The following is a 20097-nucleotide window of genomic DNA, read 5'->3' as shown; positions in this document are numbered from 1 at the left end:
ATGGCGCATATTGATCGGCGCCATTTTCATTTGTGTAATAAATTAGCTATAGTTGAATTGCCTAAATTAACACCACGATGTAGCTAATGTCGCCACCGACTAACAGTAATACAAATGTCCATAACTTTAAGCTTGCCTTTTGGTTATCGCTGACGCTAACAATCTTAGTCGGTGTTGTACTTGATAATATTAACTATAACCGTGTTAAAGATGCCTACCGCCTACAAATCCTGTCAGAAGTCAGTACCTATCGCGCTCAACTCGAGTCCACTTTAGTTTCTAATATTCAATTAGTACGTGGTTTAGCCGTTGCAGTTGCCGCAGAGCCTAATTTAAAACAAGAACGCTTTGAACAAATTGCCGCTCCTTTGTTCGATACATCAAATGAACTACGTAATATTGGCGGCGCACCCAATATGATTATCCAGATGACTTACCCTTTAAAAGGAAACGAAAAAGCAATCGGCCTTAATTTTTTAGCTAATAAAAATCAACGTGCAGATGCGATTAGAGCACGCGATACGAACACGATCATTATGGCGGGGCCATTAACATTAGTACAAGGCGGCGAAGCATTAATAGCCAGAGTACCTGTGTATACGCCACCTAATCATGAGTTTTGGGGCTTGTTATCAGTGGTACTCGATATTAGCAAAGTTTATGGCAACTCAGGGATTTATGAACTTGAAAAAGAGTACTTAGTTGCAATACAAGGACGCAATGGCTTAGGTAAAAAAGGGGAGTTTTTTTATGGCGATCCACGCATTGTTGAACAAACCCCCCTCGAATTTGCTTTAAACTTTCAAGGCGGGAGTTGGCATTTATATGTTGCACCAAAAGCCGGTTGGAGCCCTCCAAGCTCAGCTATATGGCCTTTACGCTTGGCCGTGATGATTATTTGTGGGTTATTAATTTTGGCATTTATGTTCTTTTTAAAAATGCTTAATCGCCAACAACAAAATGAAAAAATGCTCGAAACAATGAGCGACCTAGCTCAAATAGGTGCATGGTCATTTAACTTAGAGACTAAACAAGTGTATTGGTCCGATATGACCAAAAAATTATTCAAATATCCTCTGCAAACCCAACCTGAATGGCCCAAAGATTTAAGTTACTTTAAAAAAGGCCTAAGCAGAGAAACAATCAAACATTTAATTGAACGTGCCATAAAGCATGGTGAAAGCTACGAAGTTGAGCTAGAAGTCATAACTGCTGAAGGCGAATCTGTTTGGGTGCTTGTAAATGGCGAAGCTGAGCGAAAAAATGGCCGTAGTACGCGTATTTTTGGCTCATTACAAAATATCGACATCCGTAAAAAAATTGAATTAGAAAATAGCAAAACCGCGCTGCACAATGAAATTTTAGCCTCTCTTACCGTTAATAAATTAATCTTAAATGGGCAACTAAGCCAATCAAAAGACATTATTACCCAATCAATCTGCCAAGCATTCGATATTAAACGCGCGAGTATTTGGTTTTTTAATGACGATAAAACTCAACTAAGTCCTTTTGCCATACACAGTACACATGCACCGAGTGATAACATTGACCCTATTTGGCTCAGAAAAAACATTCCCGATTTTTTTAACGCAATAGATCACCTTGCGGTATTTAATGCCCCTAACGTCTTGGAGCACCCAACACTTGCACCAATCAAAAATCACTATTTAATACCATTAGAAATTAAATCAATGTTGTGTGTGATTATTCCCGCAGGCAGTGGGGCAATCGGGGTGGTTTGTGCAGAGCAATGCCAATTAAGACGCTATTGGTCTAAAAACGAAGAAAGCTTTTTAATTGCTGTTGCTGCCTTAATTGGCAGCTTACATTCAAGCCAACAACGAATAGAGACAGAGCAAAAACTAGTAACAGCCAAAGAGGCTGCAGAGCAAGCCGTTGCTGCAAAAAGTGAATTTTTAGCCAGTATGAGTCACGAAATTCGCACCCCAATGAATGGCGTTTTAGGCATGCTTAACATCATAAAACAAAGTCAATTAGACCAGCAACAAGAGCACCATATTGAGCTTGCGCAATCATCTGCTCAATCATTACTGAATATAATTAATGATATTTTAGATTTTTCAAAAATTGAAGCTGGTAAACTAAACATTGAAAATGTGCAATTTAATCTCCCGAGATTGTTAGGAGAAGTGGTTGAATCATTTGCTTTAAAAGCTGAACAAAACAATACCAAACTTATTTTAGATGCGACGCAAATTACTGTCAGTGAAATAATTAGTGATCCAAATAGATTACGCCAAATTCTAAATAACTTGATTGGTAATGCGGTAAAGTTCACTTTAAATGGCGAAGTAATAATAACCGCAAGAGTTGAGGAAGCAACAAATGGTTCATTCTTACAATGCTCAGTAATCGATACTGGCATTGGCATTGACTCTAAAAAACAAAGTTCATTATTTGAATCATTTACACAAGCAGACGCATCGACTACGCGTCAGTTTGGTGGCACAGGGTTAGGCCTTGCGATAGTTAAACAGCTTTGTGATCTTATGGGTGGCGAAGTGAGAGTAACCAGCGTTAAAGGCCAAGGCAGTACATTTTCTTTCACGATAGAGATACAACCTAGATTGAGTAAAGAGCAAGACTTACCAAGTCATTTAATTAAAAACAAACATATTTTAATTATTGATGAGTGCTACTTAAATGCTAATACAGCAAATAAACAGCTCATTATCTGGGGAGCAAACGTTGAATGCATAAATGATTACCAGCAAGTTTTTGATTATTTACACACGGTAATAAATGGTCCTGAAGCAATTTTAATTGATTATTACTTTTTTGAAAAAGCGCCTCAATCACATATAGCCTCACTTAAAAAATTTATAACGATGCAAAGTTGTAAACTAATTATTATGGCGCCAATGAGCTATTCCCAAGAAGATTCAAAGTTAGAAATGGATTTTGATTGCATGATTTTCAAACCGCTTACCCCTTCTGACTTGTTTGATTCACTCACCAACGATAAATATATTGAGCAACAACAACATCAAGCACAATTAGAGAACAAATTAACGAAAGCACTAATGCCTGATTCATCAGCACCACAACTATTATTAGTGGAGGATAATAAAATAAACCAAGTCGTTGCCTCTGCTTTATTAAAGCAGATGGGAGTAATTTTTGATATTGCCGAAAATGGGGTTGAGGCAATAAAAAAACTGACGACAAAGCAAGGCGAACCTTATAAGCTCATTTTAATGGATTGCCAAATGCCAGAAATGGATGGCTATCAAGCAACACACGCAATTAGAAAAGGCGATGCTGGCAATCATAATAAAAAGATTACGATAATAGCCTTAACCGCAAATGCGATGCAGGGTGATAAAGAAAAATGCTTAACTGCGGGAATGGATGACTATTTAAGTAAACCGCTAGATTTAGCCGATCTAAAACCCAAACTTCAGCAATGGCTTGGTACTCAATAAAAGTGTAAGCTAATAAAATGTGCCCACTCATTTAAGATTATTTATGCAGTTATCAGCAAATAAACAACGTATTATTGGTTGTTTATTAGAAAAACAAAGTACAACACCAGAGCATTATCCACTGTCTTTAAATGGGCTAACGAATGCGTGTAATCAAAAATCTAATCGCGATCCTGTTTTAAATCTTACAGAAAATGATGTACAAAATGCACTCGACGAACTAATTGAAACACGCTTGGTCACAATAGATGAAGGGCTTTCTGGTCGCGTAAATAAATACGATCACCGCTTTTGTAATACCGAGTTTAGTAATCTGCAATTTTCTGTGCAGCAGCGTGCGATAATTTGTTTATTACTTTTACGTGGTGCACAGACCCCTGGGGAATTAAGAACCCGCAGTAATAGGCTCGCCGATTTTAGTAACGTAAACGAAGTAGAAAACGCGTTAAATGAACTTATAAAAAATGATTACGTAAATAAACTAGACCGTGAGCCTGGTAAACGTGATAGTCGTTACGTACATTTATTTGGTGATCAAGCATCGAACTTAACAACTAATGAGACAATACGAAAAGTTGATTCGCTTAAAAATAATGAATTAGACGAGCTACTTGCAGAAATAGACGAATTAAAAGCAGAGCTTCGCCAAATAAAAGATCATTTAGGGCTTTAACTAAAATACGCTAAATCACATAATAAATTTATTGCGTATAAACTGATTTAACAATAAGGAGCTGGCAATGCGCGCCGAAATTATGGCTGAAATGAAGGTTCAGCCAACGATTGATGTAAATGCTGAAATAACTCGTCGAGTTGGTTTTATTAAAACACGTTTAGTAGCAGCTTACTCACGATCGTTAGTACTTGGGATTAGCGGCGGTGTTGACTCATCAACCTGTGGCCGTTTATGCCAATTAGCCGTAAACGAACTGAATAAAGAACAAAACACTAACAAGTACCAATTTATAGCAGTACGCCTACCTTATGGCGTACAAGCCGATGAAGACGAAGCGCAAATGGCGGTTGATTTTATTCAACCAAGCAAACGTATGACGGTAAATGTTCAGCCAGCAGCCGATGCACTTCATGAGCAAGCTATAGCGGCTGTAATTGGCTGTGGTGAAACACTACCCGATCAAGCGCAAATCGACTTTATTAAAGGCAATGTTAAAGCACGCCAACGTATGGTTGCTCAGTACGAAATTGCAGGTTTTTGCCAAGGCTTAGTCGTAGGTACTGATCACAGTGCTGAAAATATTACTGGTTTTTATACAAAATTTGGCGACGGTGCATGCGATTTAGCACCGCTTTTTGGTTTATCTAAACGTCAGGTGCGTGCACTTGCAACAGCATTGGGTGCACCTGATTTGTTGGTTAATAAGGCCCCAACTGCTGATTTAGAAAGTGATCGCCCTGGACTTACAGATGAAGAGGCTCTTGGTTTAAGCTATGAGCAAATTGATGACTTTTTAGAAGGTAAATCAATATCTGAAGATGTTGAAGAAAAGCTTGTTAGTATCTATCAGCGAACGCAACATAAACGTCAACCGATTCCGACAATTTACGATTAATGTCCAACTAATAAAATAAAGCAATTAGCGCTCGGTGCGATTAATTGCTTTTTTGATCGACAGATCAAGAGACTGCGTATATTTTATTAAATTAACACGCTAATATTTATTAATTACCCGCCAAAGAGAACACTGCATTATATGACATCGCCCATTTTAATTACCGGCGCAGGCCAACGTATTGGTTTAGCGCTAGCTCAACATTATATAGCCCAAGGACAAGACGTTATAATTACATACCGTACTCGCCATGATGCGGTTGATAAACTCGAGCAGCAAGGTGTGGTGTGTATTTATGCTGACTTTAGTACCGATGCAGGAATTAATACATTTATAGAGACGCTTAATACATGCACGCGGTCATTACGCGCAATTGTGCATAATGCATCAAGCTGGGATTGTGAGGCGAATAATCCTGACTACGCCGCACTGTTTGACAACATGATGCGTATACACGCTAAAACACCGTATTTAATCAATATGATGTGCGCAGAGCTTCTTTTAGCGCACCAAAAGGTAACGGGGACTCCGGCCGATATCATTCACCTTACTGACTACGTAGTTGAAACAGGCAGCCCTAAGCATTTAGCTTACGCGGCAAGTAAAGCAGCCCTTGAAAACCTAACTAAATCGTTCAGCGCTAAATATGCGCCAAATATAAAAGTAAACTCGGTGGCTCCCTCACTCATTATTTTTAATGAGCATGACGATGAGCAATACCGTGTAAAAACCCTAAAAAAATCATTAATGGGCATTGAACCAGGATGCCAAGAAATTATCAATAGCATTGATTTACTGCTGCAAAGCCATTACATCACCGGGCGCTCTTTGCCTATTGATGGTGGTCGTCACTTAAAGTAAATAAGCTAAATAAAATGAGATATTTATGCATAATGAATTAAAAGAAAGTTACCAAAAAATAATCACCGCAGTAGGCGAAAACGCTAACCGCGAAGGTTTACTTGATACGCCAAAGCGCGCAGCAAAAGCAATGGAGTATTTAACCCAAGGATATCGCCAAACGCTTGATGAGATAACCAATAAAGCGGTGTTTACGTCTGATGCTGACGATATGGTTTTAGTGCAAGATATAGAGCTGTACTCTATGTGTGAGCATCATTTGCTGCCTTTTATTGGCCGCTGCCATATTGCTTACATCCCAAACGGTAAAGTGTTAGGTTTATCTAAATTTGCCCGTATTGTTGATATGTTTTCACGCCGTTTTCAAATTCAAGAACAACTAACGCATCAAATCGCTAAAGCAGTTGAAGAAGTTACTGGCGCTAAAGGTGTCGGTGTTATTGTTGAAGCAAAGCACATGTGTATGATGATGCGTGGTGTAGAAAAACAAAATTCAAGTATGCGAACGTCAGTAATGCTAGGTAACTTTAGAAGTGATCCTAAAACGCGTAACGAATTTTTGCAGCTTATAAAGGGTTAACCTATGGCTAATGCAATTATTAACGTTACTAATTTACGCCTACGTACTTTTATCGGCTTTAATCAAGAAGAACGTGAAAAAAAGCAAGACGTAGTGATAAACTTAGAGATCCACTACCCTGCAGATGATGCCTGTAAAAACGACGAAGTAGAGCAAGCACTTAATTATAAAGTGATCACAAAAGAAGTAATTAGTTTAGTAGAGCAAGGACACTTTTTATTGCTGGAAAAATTAGTTGCCGAAATTCTTGCTGTTTGCCATACCCACCCAAGTGTTCATTACGCAAAAGCCCGTGTTGATAAACCACATGCATTGCGTTTTGCTGATTCAGTATCGCTTACGCTTGATTGGGCGAAGTAACTTTTGTATCTAAATGAGTTTTTCGAATCCAACGGCAAGGGCGATAACCGCTAAATAGCGCGCGCCTTTGCCTAGTGTTACTAATAATAAAAAAAGACTAAATCGTACTTTAAATATGCCTCCGATCACCGTTAGCGGATCTCCTACAATCGGTAACCAAGCAAATAATAAACTATAGACACCGTATTTATTAAATTGCTTTTGTGCGCTTTCAAGGCCACTTTCAGACACCGGAAACCACTTTTTATCTTTAAATCGCAGTACCTGCGTACCCAACCAATAATTAACGCAACTCCCGAGTACATTGCCAAATGTTGCTACGCACCACATAAGCCATAAATTAACTTCACCTTGAGTAACCATCCCCACCATGATCACCTCAGAAGAGCTGGGCAGCAGTGTGGCAGATATAAATGCGCTAATAAATAACGTGAGATACAACATAATGCCCTTCTGGCTAAACGTAAAAACCCAGCCTATAGCTGGGTTTATAATACCAATTTTATTAAAAACATGATCATTCTAGCGTATTAAATAACTCACTAACTACGTTAAAAATTATTTATATAGAACAACTATGTATCATAATTTTAGCCTTGTTATTGAGCTATTTTCTTATCGCTATAATAGATCACTAATTTAATGCAATTGGTATAAAAATAAACTGTATGTTTATTTTATCAAATTTAAACTAAACGGATAGTTAAACTCTTTACCTTCGTTGGCTTTAATACTTGCCATTACAACCATTACAAACCCAAAAATTGCCACTAAAGGTAGTAATATTAAACCTATCACCGCAAATATTAGTACAAAACAAACAAGGTAGGCAATTGCCATAGTTATCTGAAAGTTAAGTGCTTTTTTGCCATGTACGTCAACAATAGGCATTTCATCTTTTTTAATTAACCAAACAATTAATGGCCCAATTATTGAGCCAAACGGCACAATAAACCCTGCTAATGCACTTAAATGACATAGCATAGCCCATGTACGGTCATCTTTATTAACTGGTTTAACCTCTTGATTTTCTTCCACAACACGCTCCTTTTTATTTTATGTATGTTGCCTCTTAACTAAACAAATGTCTACTAATCAACCAACGTATTTACCTTTAAAAATCACAGCGTGAAGTCTTGTGATAAAAAAGTGATAAGTTTGTGAGAGTTTCTTGAGACGGTTATTCAATACTTAGCTCGAATCATCACTTACAGGAAATAATAATGAAAGCTTCAACATTAACAATTGCAACTCTTTTAGCGGCAGCTAGCCAATCGACTATGGCCGCAGAGTTAGACTTAAAAGTCACGAACTTAACCCAAGGTATACACTTTACACCCGTACTTATAACCGCTCACGATAGTGAAGATAAGCTTTTTGAAGTTGCAACAGAGGCCTCTACCGCATTGCAAACTATGGCAGAAGGCGGAAACATAGCTCAATTAGTTGCACAAGCAACAGCTGCGGGAAGCGATATGGCAGCAAATCCAGCTGAAGGCCTACTTGCCCCAACCGCGTCAGCAATGACAACACTTACTACAGCTGATGGTAATGAGTATTTATCTTTAGCTGCAATGATGCTGCCAACTAATGATGGCTTCGTTGGCCTAGATAGCTGGAAAATACCAACTGAAGCTGGCACATATACTGTTTATTTAAACGCATATGACGCAGGCACAGAACAAAATAATGAACTTGTAGTAGATGGCTCTGACGCACCTGGCACGCCTGGTATTCCGGCAGCACCAGGTGGCAATGCAGGCACTGGTGGCGCGGGTTTAACAAGTACTGATAGCAATATTAACATTCATATTCACCCTGGTAATTTGGGAGATGACGATCTAGCTGCTGGCAAGAGTGATTTAAGTAACACCGTGCATAGATGGTTAAACCCTGTAGCAAAACTAACCGTTACGGTTAAGTAGGAGCGCTATTATGTCATCTTTTCGAAATATCAAAAAAAGCGCCGTAGTACTCGCGTTTGTATCGACTCTTTCAGCGTGTGGTGATAACGATAACAATACGCCTGAACAAGTCGTTACACCAACGCCAACTCCGACTCCTGTTAGCTATACATTTAGTGTTACCGTAAGTAACTTAACTGCTGGTCAGCCTTTCTCGCCCATTGCTGTAGTTGCACATCATGACGGTACACTATGGCAAATTGGTAGTCCTGCATCAGTTGCACTAGAAACAATGGCTGAAGGTGGTGATAACAGCCAACTTCTAGCATTTGAAAAAGGTATTGCCAATGCATCAAGCGAAGGCCCTGTTGGGCCTGGCGCAAACACGACAGTCACAATCACTACCGACACAGTAGAAGTACTCAAATTATCGCTTGCCACAATGATGGTGAATACAAATGATGGGTTTACCGGTCTTAGTGCTATAGATGTATCTGCATTAGCTGTTGGTGATTCAATTATGCGCACCACGGTTGCTTATGATGCAGGTACAGAAGCAAATACAGAAGCAGCTGGTACATTACCGGGTCCTGTAGATAATGGCGAAGGCTTTAACGAAGCGCGCAATGATGTTGATTTTGTAGCAAGGCACCCTGGTGTAGTTACCAATGAAGACGGTCTATCAAGTTCAGTACTAAGCCCTGAACACAAGTTTGATAATCCATTGGCAAAAGTTGTCATTACCCGAACTCAGTAATCCATATTAACGGCATTTAAGCGTTAATTTACCAGCTTGTAATGGGGAAGTAAGGGAGCATGGATGCCCCCCTTTTTACGAGGATTAACTATGCGCCATGAAAAACTACTTATTGTGGAAGACGATAGAGAAATAGGAAAACTAATTACCACCCAGCTAACGTCATTGAACCTACATGTTGATCATGTTGTTAGTGCAGAGCTTGCTTTAAAAAAAATAGCCAAGCATCCCTACGGACTTATTTTACTCGACATAAACTTACCGCAAATGGATGGCTTAAGCTTGTGCCGAAAAATAAAAGAACATTACCCAACTACCTCCGTAATTTTACTTACCGCGCTTAGCAGTGATATGGATAGAGTTATTGGCCTTGAAATGGGCGCCGACGACTATATTTGCAAACCCTTTTTTGCCCGTGAATTACAAGCCAGAGTTAAAACTCAGCTACGCCACAGAGCGCAACTACTCGCTAGTCAAAATAATGATAACTTCCCTGTCGATAGTGAGCAAACACTAACTGTAGGTTCTCTGCATATTGAATTTAGCTCACACCAAGTGTATTTAGCCGAACAAGCACTTAATCTCACCGCCACGGAATTTGATTTACTGGTTTATTTTGCGCACCACCCAAATCATGTTTTTAGTCGTCAGCAATTACTCGATAAAGTATGGGGTTATCAGCACAGTGGTTACGAGCACACTGTAAATTCCCACATAAACCGCTTACGCGCCAAATTAGAAGCGCATCAACAAGCGCCGATTATAGAAACTGTTTGGGGTGTTGGTTACAAGCTAAACCCAAGCCAACTTAATTAAGATCTTTATTATGAAACTATCTTTGTATCAAAAATTAGCGGTCTCGTTAGTGGTGATTTTTTGCTTTATTTGCGCACTCGTTTACAGCTGGAGCAAACAGTTAGAACTTACCTCTAAACATCACGCTGAACAAAACCTGCATTTAGCGTTAGCTGAACATTTAGTGCAAGATAATCCACTAATAAAAGAAGGCGTGTACGATTATAAGGCGCTAGAAAACCTCTTTCATACTTTAATGTTATTAGGCCCTGCGTTTGAATTTTATTTTGTAGACGAGACCGGAAAGATTCTTACTTACTCGGCAAAGCCTGGCAAAGTTAAGCGTACTCATATAAATTTGGCTCCACTAAAAAAATTAATCCAAGACCCTAAAGCAGCGCCAATATATGGTGATAATCCACGTAATAAAGAACAACAAAAAATATTTTCCGCCGCGCCTGTTTTTAATAACGATAAATTACAAGGTTACTTATATGTAATTATTGGTGGCGAAGCTTACGATACCTCCTTAAGCACTATAAAAAACAATGACAAACTATGGCTCGCCGCATTATGGCTTGGATCTGCATTAATATTTTTACTCATTGCTATGCTAATCTTATTGCGCTTTTTTACCAATCCAATTCAGCGCTTAGCCCGTGATGTGAGTAATATTGAAGCAGCTAACTACAGCCTTACCGATACAAAGCTCAGTCACTTCTCAACGCAGAAAAGTAATGAAGTACACAGCTTAGGTCGCAGTATCCAAGCCATGCTTACCCGTATTAATGAGCAGTTTAAAGCACTAGAACAGGGCGATAAACAACGCAAAGAGCTATTAACTCATTTATCACACGACTTACGTACACCACTTGCATCACTGCAAGGATTTTTAGAAGTATTAAACCAATCAGGCGACCAATTAAGCCAAAAGGAGCAACAAGAGTACTTACACGTCTCGCTTAATAATTGTGGACAATTAAAGCTATTAATAGAGCAAATATTTGAACTTTCTCACTTAGAAAATGGTGAAATAAATATCAACAAAGAAACCTTTAATTTAGGCGAACTCATTTATGATTGTATTGCAAAATTTAGTTTAGCCGTTGATAAAAAAGGTATTAGTTTATCGGTAGAGCCCGCAATTTGTGATTTCCCGGTTATAGCAGACATAGCAAAACTAGAGCGTGTATTAAGTAATTTAATCGATAACGCTATTAGGCATACACCTCGTGGCGGCAGCATTGCAGTACATGTAAAACGCAGTGACGATAATCAGCTATTTGTGCATGTATCAGACACAGGCGTAGGCATAAAAGAAGATGAGCTGAATGCTATTTTTGACCCGCACTATCAGGCAAGTAACTCAAATAAAGAGGGGCGTCAGCAAGGTGGTTTAGGATTGGCTATTTGTAGAGGATTATTAAAATTAATGGATAGCGAAATTAACGTACAAAGTGAAATAGGTAAAGGCACTATGTTTAGCTTTAACCTGCCACAAAAAAAGGTGCTTCCTTAAAAAGCACCTTATTAAGTTAAATCTATTTAAATATAAAGATTAACTACTTTTTAATACCCGCTAAATCAAGCATAAATGCATAATTTAGCGCGGTATCTTCTAAGCGTTTGAAGCGACCCGATGCACCACCGTGCCCTGCTTCCATATCTATTTTAAACAGTAACTTATTATCATCCGTTTTATAGTCACGCAGCTTAGCAACCCATTTTGCAGGCTCAAAGTATTGCACTTGTGAATCGTGCAAGCCTGTCGTTACCAGCATATTAGGATACGCTTGTTTCGATACTTGGTCATATGGCGAGTAAGACAGCATGTAATCATAATATGCTTTTTCGTTCGGATTACCCCATTCACCATATTCATTGGTAGTAAGCGGAATGCTCGCATCAAGCATAGTTGTTACTACATCTACAAACGGCACAGCCGCAACCATGCCCTTATAAAGCTCAGGTGCTTGGTTTGCTACTGCGCCCATTAATAAGCCACCAGCACTACCACCTAACGCAAATATTTCATCTTTTGCGCCATACTTTTGAGAAACTAATGCTTTAGTTATGTCAACAAAGTCGTTAAACGTATTCTTTTTAGTTAGTAACTTACCATCTTCATACCAAGGACGGCCTAACATTTGTGAGCCGCGAACATGAGCAATAGCAAATAAAAAGCCACGGTCTAATAAGCTCAAGCGTGAACTAGAAAACGTTGGATCCATTGTTGCGCCATATGAACCATAACCATATTGCAACAGTGGATTTGTGCCATCTTTTTTAAACGCGTCTTTACGATAAACTAAACTTACTGGTACTTTAATGCCATCGCGTGCTGTTACAAAAATACGCTCTGAGGCATAGTTATCAGCATTAAAGTCACCCAATACAGCTTGTTGTTTAAGTAATGTTTTATCGCCTGTAGCTAAGTTCACATCGTACGATGAAGCCGGCGTCGTCATGCTTGTGTAGTAAACACGTAACGTATCGCTATCTAAATCGTTATTACCATAAGCGCCAATAGTATAAGCACTGTCATTAAAGCTTAATGGGAGCTCTTTGCCTGTTTTTAAATTACGCGCAATCAATTTTGACTGACCCATTTCACGCTCTTGGTAAACTAAGTAGTCATTAAATAAATCAATGCCTTCGAGTTTGATATCATCGCGCGCTGGGATCACACTTTGCCAGTTAGCTTTGTCGCCTGCTTTATTAATATCGACTTTCATCAACTGAAAGTTAACGGCATTTAAATTAGTGACAATATAATAAGCGTTTCCTAATTTCGATATTTCATATTCAAGGCCCGCTTCGCGCTCAATTAAATGCTTAGGCATTGCTTTTGTATCATTCGCACTCAATACCGATACACCAGATGCGTCAGTACTGCTGTGCCAAATATAAATCTCTGAGCCATCTTTACTTTTGCTAATACCCATGTAGTAACTGGTATCTGTCTCTTCGTAGATTAGCTCGTCATCCGCTTGCGGTGTGCCTAACGTATGACGATAGACTTGGTAGCCTAGCAAAGTTTGTAAGTCTTTTTTAATATAGTAAATCGTTTTATTATCGTTTGCCCACACAACGCCACCATTGGTGCCCTCAAGTGTGTCTTCAAGTAATTTACCGGTTGTTAAATCTTTTATTTTTACACTATAAACACGGCGACTAACAGTGTCTTCTCCATACGCCATTAAATTGCCATTAGGACTTACATCTAGCCCACTCACAGCATAATAGTCGTGATCTTTAGCCAATTTGTTTACATCTAAAATCACCTGTTGATCAGTGCCAGCAAAATCACTACTACGCAAGTAAGTCGCATACTCGTTATCACCACGGGTTTGCGATGAGTAAAAATAATCACCGTTTTTAACTGGTACCGAGTCGTCATCTTTTTGGATTCGACCTTTTAGCTCTTCAAATAATGTCGTTTGTAACGTCTTGGTATGTCCAAGCATCGCCTCTGTATACGTATTCTCAGCCTCTAAATAGTTAATGACATCTGGCGCTTTACGTTCGTCATCTCGCAGCCAGTAATAATCATCTATCCGTGTATCACCATGAATTGTCATTTCATGTGGTACTTTTTTAGCAATAGGCGCAACAACTTGAGCTACCTGGATTGCTTTAACGTGTGTATTATTTTTTTGAATATCTTCAGGGGCTTGATTACAACCACTTAAAATAGCAAGCGATAGTGCAGCAAGTGCAAAAGGAGTGCGCTTCATCAGTTAAAGTCCTTGTTATATTTATTTTTTATTAAGTAATTAAATATACCTAAAATTAGACTTTGTAGTTACTAAGTTTGTGAAGCAATGTAAAAAGGGAGCCGAAGCTCCCTTTATATAACTATCAGATTATAAAATTACTTTTGCTTACGACGACGCGTAAATGCAAAAGGTGCAACTAATAGTGTTAACCAAGCTAAAGAGCCTGAACTTTTCTTTTTCGTAGGCTCTACTACCACTGGAGGCACTACCTTAGTAATACTCACAGTAGCCATAGCAGGTTCTGAGGTATTGCCTCGAACATCAATTGCAACCACTTGAATTTCAGCTGATGAATCACCTGATAATAAATCCGAATTTGTTACAACGATTTGCCCTTCAGCATTTACACCAAGTCCTTGATGCGTATTAGACTGTACATAATACTCTGAAATTTCTAAATCAAGATCAGACTCTGTAACTGTTAACGCACCTACAACCGTTCCGTTAGCTGCATCTTCAACAACCGTAAATTCACCACCAACTAAGGCTGGTGCTACAACTGCTGGTAGCTCTAAATCAGAGCTAGCCATTAGTTTAACAATTCCTAAACCTGATGTTTGAGATAATACAAATGGGCTGCTCGCTTCAACAATCGCTTTTTCACCTGGCTTGATTGATGTAACCGCCTCGCCTGTTGCTAAAGATTTTAAAGCTACGCTAGGAGTCGCACCAAAAATAGTTGAACCTTCAGCACTATCTGTCTCAGAGAAAACACCAGTTTGGTAAGCAGCGTAACCAACTGAAACCTTCAAGTTCATTTGCTTACCAACTAACGACGAGTCAGCATTAAATAGGTTTGTACATGCAGAAAATGTAACCGTATTTTCACCCGCTGAGTGATACATAGGAGTAACCCATGCTAGAGAGTCAGTTCCAGCACCATCTGTAGTTCCAATGACTGTACGACTACGTCCTGGGAATGCTGTACTGCGACCACGGTCATTATAGTTTTGCATTACTTGGTCGTATACACCGTCGTTATCAGTATCAATTTCAAGTCTGTAACCGGCTTGGAACACATGTGTTAACGGATCACGTAATTGAATTGACGATGTAGCAAAAAGACCTGAATCACAAGAGCTATCTGCAAACACAGAGAAAGTAGTTGCTAGAATATTAAATTCCGCTTCTTCAAACGTTTTTTCAACACCCATAACTGCAATGTTTTCAGCAAATGGCTTTATTTCTGTTTGTCCACTGTTCTCTACTACAAGCGACATTTCATTTTTAACAATTTGAGATGACACATTCAATGCCGTTGCTGCTTTTGGCATTGCATGGTACACAATGTGTAAATCATGATCTGTATCTGTGCTTGCATCATTAAATACTAGCGCGCCATCAAACTCAATTGAAGTAAGCGCTGCACTTCTAGCTGCAATATCTTCAGCACTGAAAGGATTTTCTAGTTCCCATGCCGGAAGCTTGGTTGGATCTACCGTCAGCACAACATCAAAACTAGTTGTTTGGCCAGCAGGGATTGTTACAGATGCAGGGAAGTCCCAACTAATTGCCGCTGTGTCTTCATCATTTTGGTAACGCGCTTCGGTGCGAAGAGCATACGTTTTAGAATCTGATGAAAAGTTTTTAACCGTTACATTTTTTGTAAACGATTTTGTTTCAGTCATACTCATAAGACCAAACGAAAGAGCGGCTTGTTTAGTATTAAATTCAGTATTGTTAACCCATGCCGCAACAGGCAAGTTCACCGCTTTAGTTACATCAACTAAGCCAGCACCAATCATACTAATAGGTGCAAGTTCTGAATCAGGGTTAGTCGCTAGTGGCTTGTTTGTCACATCAAGGTTAGCCGCATTCATTATTGTAGCTTTAATTTCAAATGCATTACGCTCAGGGTGTGCTTCACGAATCATTGCCACAGCACCTGCGGTTATTGGACCCGAGAAAGAAGTACCTGATACAGGATTGTTTTCTGTTTGCGTACCTGTTGCAGCAACACTGATACTTGTACCTGGAGCAGTAATTTCTGGTTTTAACAAACCATCCATCGAAGGACCACGAGAAGAGAATGTTGCTACGGCTCCCGAAGTCGTTTTAACTTTTACATCAATGTCAAATGTTGCTTTATTACCGGCAGTTAATTGCGCTTTTAAAGCAGCACCTGCAGCAAAAGTAATACCTACATTTTTGATAGTAACAGCTGCATCACCGCCACCCATAGACGCTGGAGTATTATCATCAACGTTGTTTGCAATCATTACGAATTCTGCACCACGTTTTTGTGCGTTTAGTACTTTTTTAGTGAAATTACAGCTACCTCGGTCAATTAATACTGCTTTACCTGTAAAATCAACATCAGCTGCAAAATCAATACAACCATCTTGATTCGTATCTGGGTAAACTAGGTCAATGTCAGCGCCTGAAATAGCGTAGTCAGCCTGCAAACCAAATCCTGAGCCTTGGATATTACCTTCAACACCCGCGACAGTACCAGTAGCTACACTAACTTGAACTGTAGGGTGTGTCATCGCGCCTACAGATAGTGCATTCGGTGTTGTACTTGGACCACCAATACGAAATGGGTTGTCACCATCATTACCTGCAGAGATAACCATATTTACACCTAAATCAACAGCTCGTTGAATTAGGTACTGCGTGCCACCACCTGTGTATGTATCACCAAACTCGCCACCTAATGACATGTTCATAACATCTACACGATCAGAAATATTGCCATCGCCATTAGGATCCATAGCAGCTTCTAATGCTGCTGCTTGTGCTGCACTAGGACAGCCACCGCCACATACTGAATAAACATAAAGCTCAACATCTGGTGCTATACCATTTACTGAGTTTGATGATGACGTACCATGATCTGTTGGCTCATCTACATCAGGAATAACAACAGCAGGATCATGCTCGATTGGATCAGCATCGTTACGAATAAAGTCATAACCGCCTTGTACTATACCTTGTGGCCAAGTAACAGTCGCTGGATCTGCTTGAGCTTCGTTATAGGCTTCAACTGTGCCTGGACCACCAAATGCTTTGTGGGTGTAATCAATACCAGTATCAAGTACTGCGACACGTTGGCCTTTACCACTTGCAACACCATCGACTATAAGCGGCTTTGCATTAATATATTCTGAAGTAGCAGCCACATGTAAATCGTAATCAAACATTGGTAGCACTTTAGCTACTCGAGAATCTTTCGCTATTTTAGCTAAGGCTTCTGGCGTTGCTTGAACAATAAGTGTCGGCGCTAATATTTTTGTTTTACCAATTACTTTTGCATCAAAGTCTAAACTATTTAACTCTATAGTCATCGTATCTTGAAGCTGTTCAATATTTGCTGTAATTTCACGATGACTTGACTGTTGGTAAGTTCCTGCTACTTGTGCATCTACAGCCGTAGTTGCACGAAGTACTATCATGTATGCAGAAGGCTCTTTTTTGGCTGAAGCCAAATCTTTTATTTGTTCAGCTGGCTGAGATGCAATTGTTGCATTTGGCAATGTTGCAGCACTTGCAAGTGTTACCATAAAAGCACTTGATACAGCAGTCGCTATAGCCGTTCTTTTTATTATATTCTTAGACATTATTTTCCCTCAGATACGTTATGTATTATTGTGTTTAATAATACATTAAATTGTATGTCGAATATAAATCTTTAACTGCAAACAAATCAACACCGTCATTACAAAAAAATTACAAAGAGCGAGCGATAGCAACAAAAAAAACATAACAAGCTGATTTTAAATAAGTTAATAAAAAACAAACTTTGTGAATCATTGTAAACGAAACTAACTTTTTTTGAGTATTATATGAATAATGAAGTAATAAACATTTTAACTATGGCTAAAGTTATTCAAACAGCCGTGGCGCCTGTCTTTTTAATAACAGGGATAGCGGCAACTTTAGGGGTTTTGTCTAATCGTTTAGCACGCATTACAGATAGAGCTCGACAGTTGGAGCGAAAGTTAAAAGTCAGCACAGATGAAGAGTTTAATATATCGCTAGCCACCGAGCTACGCGCATTGCTAAAGCGCTCTCGTTTTATACATATCGCTTTTAGTTTAAGTGTATTAAGCGCTTTACTTGTATGCGCTGTGGTGATGCTATTATTTTTATCCCATATCCAATCTATAAACTTAGGCGTTACAATTGCTTGCTGTTTTGTAGCCGCTATGGCATTGCTTATATGTGCTTTTATATCGTTACTTGGTGAAGTTTTTCTAGCAACACGTAGTATGCGCAGAGGTATGATATTCGCTGATATCGATATAAACGACTAAAACAAAACAACTATAGTAAATTTTTGTTATTGGGCAATATCGTTTAATTTATTGAGTAATACAGGTAAGTAAGTACTAGGTATAGCACTTTGCATAAAATGTATTACTCATCTTTTAGTAAAACATTAGTTATGCTTGGTACTTAATCCGGAAATTGGATAGTAAATAGCACTATTTTTCAATATGTAATGATCATTTAAACATTGAATAAAGTCGATTAAAAAATTAGTTTCTCATTAAGCTGTCGCATTTACTTGAATAAAAATAACGTTACATACAAGATATTGCACTAATTATGATTTTCAACAGGGGCAAACATGAAATTTAAAAAAATATTAACAACTGTCGCACTCACAATGTGTGCATTTAGTGCATCAGCAAATACAGCATTCAAAGAACCAAGCGATGCCATTGAATACCGCCAAGCCGCATTTTCTATGATTTCGGTTCAAATTAGCGACATGGGTGCAATGTTAAAAGGAAAGATTCCTTTTGATGCAGAGCAATTTAAAAAGCGTGCAAATAATGCAGCTGCATTATCAAAAATGCCATGGGAAGCTTTTTACAAAGGTACCGATAAAGGCGAAACATCTGCACTAGGTGCAGTTTGGTCTGAAAACGATACATTTATGAAAAAAGCAACTGCGTTTCAACAGTATGCCGATGAGCTAGCTGTAGCAGCACAATCTGGCGATAAAGCCATTATTGGTAAAGCATTTGGCGCATGGGCAAAAGGCTGTAAAGATTGCCATAAGCAATTTAAAGACTAATTACTTTGCTTACTAAAACGGCACTAACTTTGTGCCGTTTTTACAAAGGCGCATTGAAATTTAGGTCCAAATTAATAAACGCAACCTAGGGCCTGTTGACCTTTCAGGATTAAAACTTGTTCAATCTAGGGGGGATTTAATCGCGGCGCGAGGTTTGTAACCTAGTGGGCTAAGTAAAAACCGAGCAACAAAGAGTAAATTGCCCCTAGAAAGAACCCAAAGGGCAGCGCATGTTTGGCATTTATGCTGCGTTATCGCCTATTTATGGGGAATAACCACACTACATAGGCTCTGCCTTGCCTAAATACCAAACAGACTGCTGCAAATTCAACCTCGAAAGATAAACAGGCCCTAGCTAAATAAATAATTAATAGGCTCCTTTCCCCATGTCATCATTAAGATAAACAGCAATATAAAAAATATACCCCATGCTAACCAAGGTGATTTAGTCACAATAGTGTGTGGTTCATCTTCTTTTAAATTTTTTGAACCTGTGATCATCGCTTTTACTAACGGCTTACCTTTTATTCGATAAAAAATAATCGCTAAAACGTGTAAACCAATTGCATAAAGTAATATGTCAAAATTAAGGTGATGCAGCCAGTTTGCAAAATCAACCGTATCACTCGACACGTATTCTACAAGTGGCCCATCCGTTAAAATACCATCGCTGCTCATTAATCCAGTAACAAGCTGTGTTATTATCAGCGCAAAAAACACAAGCACCATATAACTGCCTGGCGCAGAATGCCCTATTGTATTTTTAGAGCTTTTAAAGCTATTAAAAACAGCTCTTGGAGAATGTATAAGAGCACTTAGTTTAGCTGTTTTACTACCAATAATCCCCCATATTAAACGTGTTGCAATTAGTGCTAATGTAAAAAAACCAGCTATAAAGTGAAGTTCAATCATGCCCTCTTCAATACTAAAATAAAGCACTGCAATGCTTACAACCAAAAACCAATGAAAGCATCTAATAAATCCATCCCATATTTTTAACGTCGCCATTGTGCCTACC

17 protein-coding genes are annotated in these 20097 nt (G+C 38.9%); 12 read left to right on the top strand and 5 right to left on the bottom strand.

Features of this window, described 5'->3' with window-relative positions; all coding sequences use genetic code 11:
- Positions 1-86 precede the first annotated feature (86 nt).
- From PALI_RS04825 to folX, 6 genes are all read left to right on the top strand, one after another.
- Complete coding sequence (locus tag PALI_RS04825) at positions 87-3446, top strand: ATP-binding protein (RefSeq protein ID WP_193155070.1); 3360 nt, start codon at positions 87-89, stop codon at positions 3444-3446.
- 43 nt (positions 3447-3489) lie between these two features.
- Positions 3490-4119 carry a YceH family protein gene (locus PALI_RS04820; protein WP_193155069.1) on the top strand — a complete coding sequence of 210 codons (630 nt, stop codon included), beginning with the start codon at positions 3490-3492 and terminating at the stop codon, positions 4117-4119.
- A 67-nt stretch (positions 4120-4186) separates the two neighbouring features.
- Positions 4187-5017: an ammonia-dependent NAD(+) synthetase gene (gene nadE, locus PALI_RS04815; RefSeq protein WP_077536592.1), complete on the top strand. Its 831-nt coding sequence runs from the start codon at positions 4187-4189 to the stop codon at positions 5015-5017.
- A gap of 141 nt (positions 5018-5158) precedes the next feature.
- A complete protein-coding gene (folM, locus tag PALI_RS04810; protein WP_193155068.1) occupies positions 5159-5878 on the top strand; it encodes a dihydromonapterin reductase in 720 nt (239 codons plus the stop codon).
- A 25-nt stretch (positions 5879-5903) separates the two neighbouring features.
- Positions 5904-6458, top strand: coding sequence for a GTP cyclohydrolase I FolE (folE, locus tag PALI_RS04805; protein WP_149605525.1), 555 nt, complete (start codon positions 5904-5906; stop codon positions 6456-6458).
- A 3-nt stretch (positions 6459-6461) separates the two neighbouring features.
- Positions 6462-6818: a dihydroneopterin triphosphate 2'-epimerase gene (folX, locus tag PALI_RS04800; protein ID WP_077536589.1), complete on the top strand. Its 357-nt coding sequence runs from the start codon at positions 6462-6464 to the stop codon at positions 6816-6818.
- 9 nt (positions 6819-6827) lie between these two features.
- Here the strand turns inward: folX and PALI_RS04795 are convergent, their stop codons facing one another.
- The gene (locus PALI_RS04795) at positions 6828-7262 is read right to left on the bottom strand and encodes a YqaA family protein (protein ID WP_193155067.1); all 435 of its coding nucleotides are present in this window, start codon (positions 7260-7262) and stop codon (positions 6828-6830) included.
- A gap of 228 nt (positions 7263-7490) precedes the next feature.
- On the bottom strand, positions 7491-7856 hold the full coding sequence (locus PALI_RS04790) for a DUF4870 domain-containing protein (RefSeq protein ID WP_182702295.1): 366 nt from the start codon (positions 7854-7856) through the stop codon (positions 7491-7493).
- 185 nt (positions 7857-8041) lie between these two features.
- Between PALI_RS04790 and PALI_RS04785 the strand changes: the two genes are divergently transcribed.
- The 4 genes from PALI_RS04785 (at position 8042) to PALI_RS04770 (ending at position 11793) form a co-directional block, all read left to right on the top strand.
- Positions 8042-8743: a spondin domain-containing protein gene (locus PALI_RS04785; protein WP_193155066.1), complete on the top strand. Its 702-nt coding sequence runs from the start codon at positions 8042-8044 to the stop codon at positions 8741-8743.
- A 10-nt stretch (positions 8744-8753) separates the two neighbouring features.
- Complete coding sequence (locus PALI_RS04780; RefSeq protein WP_138584877.1) at positions 8754-9479, top strand: spondin domain-containing protein; 726 nt, start codon at positions 8754-8756, stop codon at positions 9477-9479.
- Between the two features lie 90 nt (positions 9480-9569).
- Positions 9570-10295 (top strand): response regulator transcription factor, encoded by a 726-nt coding sequence (locus PALI_RS04775; protein ID WP_138584876.1) that lies wholly within the window; start codon positions 9570-9572, stop codon positions 10293-10295.
- A 10-nt stretch (positions 10296-10305) separates the two neighbouring features.
- On the top strand, positions 10306-11793 hold the full coding sequence (locus PALI_RS04770) for a sensor histidine kinase (protein ID WP_193155065.1): 1488 nt from the start codon (positions 10306-10308) through the stop codon (positions 11791-11793).
- A gap of 43 nt (positions 11794-11836) precedes the next feature.
- Here the strand turns inward: PALI_RS04770 and PALI_RS04765 are convergent, their stop codons facing one another.
- Together PALI_RS04765 and PALI_RS04760 are read right to left on the bottom strand one after the other, a co-directional pair.
- A complete protein-coding gene (locus PALI_RS04765; protein WP_193155064.1) occupies positions 11837-14011 on the bottom strand; it encodes a S9 family peptidase in 2175 nt (724 codons plus the stop codon).
- A 137-nt stretch (positions 14012-14148) separates the two neighbouring features.
- The gene (locus tag PALI_RS04760) at positions 14149-17613 is read right to left on the bottom strand and encodes a S8 family serine peptidase (RefSeq protein WP_193155063.1); all 3465 of its coding nucleotides are present in this window, start codon (positions 17611-17613) and stop codon (positions 14149-14151) included.
- Positions 17614-17838: 225 nt separating this feature from the next.
- On the opposite strand from PALI_RS04760, the gene PALI_RS04755 reads away from it, so the two are divergent.
- Entirely contained in the window at positions 17839-18309 is a 471-nt protein-coding gene (locus PALI_RS04755) for a DUF2721 domain-containing protein (protein WP_077536580.1), read from the top strand.
- 317 nt (positions 18310-18626) lie between these two features.
- A complete protein-coding gene (locus PALI_RS04750) occupies positions 18627-19079 on the top strand; it encodes a c-type cytochrome (protein WP_193155062.1) in 453 nt (150 codons plus the stop codon).
- Between the two features lie 351 nt (positions 19080-19430).
- On the opposite strand, the gene PALI_RS04745 is transcribed toward PALI_RS04750, so the two are convergent.
- The gene (locus tag PALI_RS04745) at positions 19431-20087 is read right to left on the bottom strand and encodes a cytochrome b/b6 domain-containing protein (RefSeq protein ID WP_193155061.1); all 657 of its coding nucleotides are present in this window, start codon (positions 20085-20087) and stop codon (positions 19431-19433) included.
- Between the last annotated feature and the right edge of the window lie 10 nt (positions 20088-20097).

The organism is Pseudoalteromonas aliena SW19 (assembly GCF_014905615.1).
GTDB classification, from domain to species: Bacteria; Pseudomonadota; Gammaproteobacteria; order Enterobacterales; family Alteromonadaceae; genus Pseudoalteromonas; species Pseudoalteromonas aliena.
Note: the sequence above shows the minus strand (reverse complement) of the source record. Positions and strands in the feature narration are given on the sequence as shown.

What these genes read in the sequence shown, in the direction of transcription:
- PALI_RS04825 (WP_193155070.1), top strand. Translation starts at nt 87, where the DNA reads ATGTCGCCACCGACTAACAGTAATACAAATGTCCATAACTTTAAGCTT.
- PALI_RS04820 (WP_193155069.1), top strand. Translation starts at nt 3,490, where the DNA reads ATGCAGTTATCAGCAAATAAACAACGTATTATTGGTTGTTTATTAGAA.
- nadE (WP_077536592.1), top strand. Translation starts at nt 4,187, where the DNA reads ATGCGCGCCGAAATTATGGCTGAAATGAAGGTTCAGCCAACGATTGAT.
- folM (WP_193155068.1), top strand. Translation starts at nt 5,159, where the DNA reads ATGACATCGCCCATTTTAATTACCGGCGCAGGCCAACGTATTGGTTTA.
- folE (WP_149605525.1), top strand. Translation starts at nt 5,904, where the DNA reads ATGCATAATGAATTAAAAGAAAGTTACCAAAAAATAATCACCGCAGTA.
- folX (WP_077536589.1), top strand. Translation starts at nt 6,462, where the DNA reads ATGGCTAATGCAATTATTAACGTTACTAATTTACGCCTACGTACTTTT.
- PALI_RS04795 (WP_193155067.1), bottom strand. Translation starts at nt 7,262, where the DNA reads ATGTTGTATCTCACGTTATTTATTAGCGCATTTATATCTGCCACACTG.
- PALI_RS04785 (WP_193155066.1), top strand. Translation starts at nt 8,042, where the DNA reads ATGAAAGCTTCAACATTAACAATTGCAACTCTTTTAGCGGCAGCTAGC.
- PALI_RS04780 (WP_138584877.1), top strand. Translation starts at nt 8,754, where the DNA reads ATGTCATCTTTTCGAAATATCAAAAAAAGCGCCGTAGTACTCGCGTTT.
- PALI_RS04775 (WP_138584876.1), top strand. Translation starts at nt 9,570, where the DNA reads ATGCGCCATGAAAAACTACTTATTGTGGAAGACGATAGAGAAATAGGA.
- PALI_RS04770 (WP_193155065.1), top strand. Translation starts at nt 10,306, where the DNA reads ATGAAACTATCTTTGTATCAAAAATTAGCGGTCTCGTTAGTGGTGATT.
- PALI_RS04765 (WP_193155064.1), bottom strand. Translation starts at nt 14,011, where the DNA reads ATGAAGCGCACTCCTTTTGCACTTGCTGCACTATCGCTTGCTATTTTA.
- PALI_RS04760 (WP_193155063.1), bottom strand. Translation starts at nt 17,613, where the DNA reads ATGTCTAAGAATATAATAAAAAGAACGGCTATAGCGACTGCTGTATCA.
- PALI_RS04755 (WP_077536580.1), top strand. Translation starts at nt 17,839, where the DNA reads ATGAATAATGAAGTAATAAACATTTTAACTATGGCTAAAGTTATTCAA.
- PALI_RS04750 (WP_193155062.1), top strand. Translation starts at nt 18,627, where the DNA reads ATGAAATTTAAAAAAATATTAACAACTGTCGCACTCACAATGTGTGCA.
- PALI_RS04745 (WP_193155061.1), bottom strand. Translation starts at nt 20,087, where the DNA reads ATGGCGACGTTAAAAATATGGGATGGATTTATTAGATGCTTTCATTGG.